Origin of the sequence: Methanoculleus sp. UBA208, assembly GCF_002498065.1 — an archaeon.
GTDB lineage: Archaea > Halobacteriota > Methanomicrobia > Methanomicrobiales > Methanoculleaceae > Methanoculleus.
In genome coordinates, this window is sequence record NZ_DAFZ01000117.1 from 1 (window position 1) to 4,933 (window position 4,933).

4 protein-coding genes are annotated in these 4,933 nt (G+C 62.7%); 2 read left to right on the forward strand and 2 right to left on the reverse strand.

Annotated elements, in window-relative coordinates; genetic code table 11:
• Window positions 1-142: 142 nt before the first annotated feature.
• Together BRA62_RS12015 and BRA62_RS12020 are read right to left on the reverse strand one after the other, a co-directional pair.
• Window positions 143-817, reverse strand: coding sequence for a metal-dependent hydrolase (locus tag BRA62_RS12015; RefSeq protein ID WP_292366940.1), 675 nt, complete (start codon window positions 815-817; stop codon window positions 143-145).
• A gap of 63 nt (window positions 818-880) precedes the next feature.
• Window positions 881-1,489 carry a response regulator receiver protein gene (locus BRA62_RS12020; protein ID WP_292366941.1) on the reverse strand — a complete coding sequence of 203 codons (609 nt, stop codon included), beginning with the start codon at window positions 1,487-1,489 and terminating at the stop codon, window positions 881-883.
• 310 nt (window positions 1,490-1,799) lie between these two features.
• On the opposite strand from BRA62_RS12020, the gene glyS reads away from it, so the two are divergent.
• Together glyS and BRA62_RS12030 are read left to right on the forward strand one after the other, a co-directional pair.
• Window positions 1,800-3,530 (forward strand): glycine--tRNA ligase, encoded by a 1,731-nt coding sequence (glyS, locus tag BRA62_RS12025; protein ID WP_292366944.1) that lies wholly within the window; start codon window positions 1,800-1,802, stop codon window positions 3,528-3,530.
• On the forward strand, window positions 3,527-4,933 hold a 1,407-nt coding region (locus BRA62_RS12030; protein ID WP_292366942.1), incomplete at its 3' end, for a DEAD/DEAH box helicase. The genes glyS and BRA62_RS12030, both read left to right, overlap by 4 nt.

A 4,933-nucleotide genomic window follows, 5' to 3' on the forward strand; every position in this document is an offset into this window, starting at 1 on the left:
CGTCGTTCCCCCAATGGCGATACCCACTGAAAATCCGTGCACGGGACTTGAGATGTCCCAAAATGTGGCCGGAGGAGCGTGAGCACTGAAGGTATGAGTTGATCTACCTCAATCATCGGTCAGACCCGGGACATAAACCCCTTCACTCCCCGGCCCCCTCCGGGCCGACCTCGATGCTCTCCCCCGGCGAGAGCACCGCGACCCGGATCGACGTCGTCCGCTCGAGAGCCTGCTTGAAGTCCTCCACGTCCTGCCGGATGGCAGGGAACGTGTCGTAATGCATCGGGATCACCAGCGGCGCGCCGATGTACCGGGCCGCGATCATCGCCTCGTCGGGCCCCATCGTGAAGCATCCGCCGACGGGGAGGAGCGCCACGTCCGGCCGGTAGAGGTCCCGGATGAGCTGCATGTCGGAGAAGAGCGCCGTATCGCCTGCGTGGTAGACGCTGATGCCGTCCATCGTGATGACGAACCCGGCGGCCACACCGCCGTAGAAGCCCATGCCCTCGTCTTCCAGCCACGACGAGTGGAGCGCGGGCGTCATCGTGAACCGGACGCCGTCGACGGTGATGCTGCCGCCGATGTTCATCGCTTCGGCAGGAACGCCCTTCGTCTTCAGATACTTCGCCACTTCGTTGATGGCGACCGTCTTCTTCCGAAGCTGCGCAGTAATGCCCAGGTGGTCCGCATGGGCGTGCGTCACGGCAACGATATCCGGTTCAGCGGGGAGCGAGCCGTCCGGGATGAAGGGGTCGATAAGGATCGTCCGCGATCCGACAAGCGAGAAACATGCGTGGCCAAGCCAGGTCAACCTCATGGAGAAGTGATCGGCTCGAATACTAAAAAATGTTCAGTGGGATTACAGAGGATGGACCGGGGTTCAGAACTCCCCCATGTCGATCGCTTCGGTGATGTCGATCGCTTCGCTAAGGCCGTCGTTAGCGACACCGCGCGTCATCATCTCGGAGAGATCGCGATCCTCCATCACATCCCTGATCCGTTCCAGGTACGGGTCGAGAGTGGTGTCCCTCTGCTGCTCGATCACATGGCGGTACTCACGAAGCGTCGAGGGGCTCACGTCAAGCTCCTCGCTGATCTCCTTCATGGTCTTCCCCGAATCAAGAAGTTCCGACATCGTCCCCTGGTCGAACGGCATCTTGAAGTCGAGCTCCCTGAAGAGCTTGAGGCGAACCCGGGCACGTGCCACGGTCTTGCTCAGCTTCTCGTCGCCGAGCGTCCTCGCAATCTCGGTATCGTTCTTGCCGTCGTAATAAGCGACCACGAGTTTTGCAAGCTGCCGCGGAGCGAGTTTGGTCTTGAAGTACCCCTGATCGAGGACCTCCCGCATGATCAGGGCAATCTCGCGCTCAACAGCGTCGCGATCCCGAAGCGTACCGTGAACCTTTCTTATCGGCTCAACGATCGTCTTCTTGTTCGTGATGGTCGTGAACAGCTCAAGTAGCTGCTGCTTGCGGGTATCTTCTGCCATGTCCGTCTCTCTCTGTTCTGCATTCCACCGTCTGGTTCTGAGGGTCACCCATGATGACCCCGGATATATATACTTTATCCCCCAACCGGGGCGTAACGTTCCCTACATTACAACCGCTAGCATTTAAAGCTTACCATATAATCCGTCGAAACAGAAAGATCATTTTCACGGATGTAACCATATCTTCCGGGATATTACCTTCCGTGGAAAAAATACCTCCTCATTCAGCCCCTTTTTCGATGAATTGTGATCTCGCGCGAGGTGAGGACCATTCTTTAATAGCACCGGCGCTCAAGTGTACTGCAAGACTATGGCCGAGACGAGCGATATTTACGAAAAAGTCATGGAAGTAGCCAGAAGACGTGGTTTCGTCTGGCCCTCATCCGAGATATACGGGTCGATCGCCGGGTTCATCGACTACGGCCCGCTCGGAGCGATGATGAAGAGGAACGTCGAGAACATCTGGCGATCATTCTACGTCTTCCAGGAAGGCTACTACGAGATCGAATGCCCCACTGTCGGCAATGAAGCAATCTTCGTCGCATCCGGTCATGTGAAAGAGTTCGCCGACAAGATGGTGCAGTGCCCGCACTGCGGCGAGTACCTCCGCGCCGATCATATCGCGGAGGAGAACGGCATCGAGAATGCGGGCACGCTTTCGGCGGAAACGCTTCAGTCGGCGATCTACGAATTGCCCTGCCCCGCGTGCGCGGAACCCCTGGGCGAAGCGGGCGTCTTTGCGTTCAACCTGATGTTCGAGACGACAATCGGCCCCGGGTCGCAGCGGAAGGGCTACCTGCGGCCCGAGACGGCCCAGGGCATCTTCACCGACTTCGCGCGGCTCCTGCGCTTCTACCGGGACAAACTCCCCTTCGGCGCCGTCCAGATCGGCAAGTCCTACCGCAACGAGATCTCCCCCCGCCAGGGCATGATCCGGCTGCGTGAGTTCTCCCAGGCGGAGGCCGAGATCTTCGTCCACCCCGACCGGAAGGATCACCCTGCCTTCCACCGCTACGCGGACTATACGGCGCCCCTCCTCACCATCGCGCGGCAGCTCGACGGCCAGGAGCCGGCCGCAATCACGATGCGTGCCGCCGTGGACGAGGGATTGGTCGCAAACGAGTACGTCGCCTACTACATCGCGCTTACGCACCGGATCCTGACTGCCATCGGCGTCGACCCGGCGAAACTCAGGTTCCGCCAGCACCTGACCGATGAGCGGGCGCACTACGCTGTCGACTGCTGGGACGCCGAGGTCTACTCCGGGCGCTTCGGATGGGTGGAGATCGTCGGCATCGCCGACCGCACCAACTACGACCTGCGCTCGCACGCCGGGCATTCCGGCACCTCGATGACGGTCTTCATACCCTACGAAGAGCCGAAACGGGTCGTAAAGCGGCGGATCGTGGCCGACATGGGCGTGCTCGGTCCCCGGTACCGCGGCAAGGCGAAGGCGATCGCGGATGCTCTCGCCGCCTCCGAGCCGGGAGAGGACGGCGCGCGGGTCACCGTCGACGGCGAGGAGTTCTTCATCCCCGCCGACCTCTACCAGGTCCGGGAAGAGGAGGTGGAGGTCCGCGGCGAAGAGGTGATGCCCCACGTCATCGAGCCGTCGTACGGCATCGACCGGATGATCTACGTCGCCCTCGAGCACAGCTACGCTGAGGAGGAGGTCGAAGGCGAGATCCGCAAGGTTCTCCGGCTCCCGCCGGCGGTCGCACCGGTCCAGGTCGCCGTCTTCCCGCTGATGAACCGGGACGGCCTCGATGGAATCGCGCAGACGATCACGGAGAGGCTCACCGCATGCCGCATCCTCGCCCAGTACGACGACTCCGGGGCCATCGGCAGGCGTTACCGGAGGCAGGATGAGGTCGGGACACCCTTTGCCGTCACCGTCGACTACGATACGCTTGAGGACAACACCGCGACCATACGGGACCGCGACAGCATGGAGCAGGTCCGCGTACCGGTCGAGCGGCTGCCGGAGATCCTCTCCGCACTCCTCTCCGGCGCCGCCACGTTCCATGAACTCAGGGCATGAACTACGTCTCTCACCCGCTGATCCGACCTCAGAGCATCGAGGAACGGCGGTATCAACTCTCCATTGCGCTTCGGGCGCTCGATGCGAACACGATGGTCGTCCTCCCGACCGGCCTCGGGAAGACGGCCGTCGCGCTCATCGTCGCGGCCTCCCGCCTCCATTCTCACCCGGGAAGAGTGCTCGTGCTTGCGCCCACGAAACCCCTGGTCGAGCAGCATCTCCGTTTCTTCAAACAGTTCCTGCTCTTCCGGGACGGCTCCGGGCCGGATGAGTCCGATTTCGTCATGTTTACCGGGGACACCCCCCCGGAGGAACGGACGCGGGCCTGGGAGGCGTGCCGGGTCTGTTTTGCGACCCCGCAGGTGATCAAGAACGACTGCCTTGCGGGCAGGTACAGCCTCGCCGACGTCGTGCTGCTGGTCGTTGACGAGTGCCACCGGGCGGTGGGGAACTACGCCTACGTCTTCCTTGCCGGGCACTACTGCACCACGGCGGAAAAGCCCCTGCTGCTCGCGATGACCGCCTCTCCCGGAGGGGACCAGGCGAAGGTGCAGGAGGTCTGCGACAACCTTCGTATCGAGGCGGTCGAGACAAGGGTGGAGACCGACGAGGACGTCCGCCCCTACATCCACGAGCGCGATATCCAGTACGTCGACGTCTACCTGCCCGAAGAACTGCAGGCGGCGCTCGTCGTCCTCCGGGGGCTCGTGGAGTCGCGTCTTGCCCGGCTCGCCAAACTCAATTTCCGGGTTCCGAAACCGGACAAACTCTCGATGAAGGCGCTCAACGCCTTAAACGCCCAGATCCAGCAGCGTATACGGACGCGTGACCCCTCCGCGTTCATCGCGGCGTCCCTGCACGCCGAGTGCATGAAACTCCGCCACGCCATCTCGCTCGTCGAGACGCAAGGAAGCGAGGCGCTCAAACTCTACCTCGCCCGGCTCGGCGCGGAAGGGGCCTCGAGCGCAGGGAGCAAGGCGAGCAAGCGCCTCGTCGCCGACCCCGCCTACAAAAGCCTCGTCGAGGCCGCCGCCGGCTGGAAGGAGGAACTCCACCCCAAGGTTGCCATCGTCCGCGAACTGGTGCAGGCGCAGCTCGCGGCGCACCCGGACAGCCGGATCATCGTCTTTGCCACCTACCGCGACACCGTCCAGACGCTCGTCGACGCGCTCACCGCGGCCGGCATCGCCTGCGAACGGTTCGTCGGCCAGGCCTCCCGGGACGCGGTGCGGGGGCTCTCGCAGAAGGAGCAGATCGCGAGCCTCGCCCGGTTCCGGGAGGGTGAGTTCAGGTGCCTGATCGCGACCTCCGTGGGCGAGGAGGGGCTCGACGTCCCCTCGACCGATATGGTGATCTTCTACGAGGCCGTCCCCTCGGAGATCCGGAGCATCCAGCGGAAGGGG